Origin of the sequence: Aphanothece microscopica RSMan92 (genome assembly GCF_046613545.2) — a bacterium.
Taxonomy (GTDB): domain Bacteria; phylum Cyanobacteriota; class Cyanobacteriia; order PCC-6307; family Cyanobiaceae; genus NIES-981.
On record NZ_JBKKKY020000192.1, the window covers coordinates 1 to 1,258 of the forward strand.

The 1,258-nt window shown below is 69.3% G+C and carries 3 protein-coding genes; 1 reads left to right on the forward strand and 2 read right to left on the reverse strand.

Annotation, left to right across the window (positions count from 1 at the left end; genetic code table 11):
• Positions 1-599: crossover junction endodeoxyribonuclease RuvC (ruvC, locus tag ACLD7X_RS16875; protein WP_411424848.1), on the reverse strand; the 599-nt coding region annotated here is incomplete at its 3' end.
• Between ruvC and ACLD7X_RS16880 the strand changes: the two genes are divergently transcribed.
• The gene (locus ACLD7X_RS16880) at positions 598-801 is read left to right on the forward strand and encodes a YgaP family membrane protein (RefSeq protein ID WP_411424849.1); all 204 of its coding nucleotides are present in this window, start codon (positions 598-600) and stop codon (positions 799-801) included. The genes ruvC and ACLD7X_RS16880 overlap by 2 nt on opposite strands.
• A 5-nt stretch (positions 802-806) precedes the next feature.
• Here the strand turns inward: ACLD7X_RS16880 and ACLD7X_RS16885 are convergent.
• On the reverse strand, positions 807-1,258 hold a 452-nt coding region (locus ACLD7X_RS16885; RefSeq protein WP_411424850.1), incomplete at its 5' end, for an SMP-30/gluconolactonase/LRE family protein.

A 1,258-nucleotide genomic window follows, 5' to 3' on the forward strand; every position in this document is an offset into this window, starting at 1 on the left:
GCGGCGGTCAGAGACCGGCAGGCTGCGTGCGTCAAGGCGCAGGCCAGCGCATCGGCCGCGTCTGCGCTTACCGCCCCTGCAGCCGGGAGCAGCCGGCGGACCATGAAGGCCACCTGGTCCTTGTCGGCCCCGCCGGCGCCGACGAGCGCCTTCTTGATCGCGCGGGCGGCGTATTCGCTGACCGATGCGCCAGCCGACGCGATCGTTGCCATCGCCACCCCGCGCGCATGGCCGAGCAGCAGCGCAGACTGGGCGTTGGTCGCCATGAAGGTCTCTTCCACCGCCGCCTCGTCGGGGCCATGGGCGGCGAGCACCTCGGCCAGCCCCCGCTGCAACGCGACCAGCCGCTCGGCAAGCGGCGCATTCTCGGGCGGGGCGATCACGCCATGGGCGATCCAGCTCACGCGCGAGCCAGAAGACACGATCACGCCCCAGCCGGTGCGACGAAGGCCGGGATCAAGCCCGAGGATGCGAATCGATTGGGACATTTCGCGAACATAGCCGGGCGAACCGCCCCGGTCCTTAATTCTGCGGCGATTGGCGCCCTCACGAGCCGGCGGGTCTTGAGCAAGTATCCACCCATCGAAGGAGGTTTTCATGTTCAAAACCAATGTCGGCGGCGTGGATCGCGTCCTGCGCGTGGCGCTCGGCCTCGTGTTGCTCGCCATGGCGTTCGTGGGGCCACAGACCCCCTGGGGCTTCATCGGCCTCGTGCCATTGCTGACGGGGCTGTTCTCGACCTGCCCGCTCTACAGCCTGATCGGGCTGAATACCTGCCCGGTGAAGGCCAGGAGCGCCTGATCGCGTCAGCGCACCGTGGAGCGCAGCGGCGCGCTCTCTGAGTGTTTCCAGACCTCGGGGAGCGCGCATACCCGCACGCCAGGCTCGAACACCGAGCCCAGGACCATCCGCCCGCCCTCGCGCACTGCGACCGAGGCGCCGGCGAAGTCTTCCCCCGTGGTCAGCAGCACCTGATCGCCCTTGCCGCCCTCACCGGAGGGGTCGGGCTCCAGAATGATCACCTGGCTTGGCGCTGGCGTGGGATTGTCGGCCCGCGCATGGCCGAGCGCGAAGGTGAAGAGCTTGGGATGGCTCGCGATCCAGATCCGCCCGTCCGGCTCAACGTCGAGATTGTCCACCCCGGTGCCGACAAAGATGGCCGGGCGGGACGCCAGGTCGCCGGTCGCGGCGTCGCGGCCATAGACCATCACGCGGCGCCCGATCGTGTCTGTGGCGTAGAGCGTGGCCCCGTCGGGAG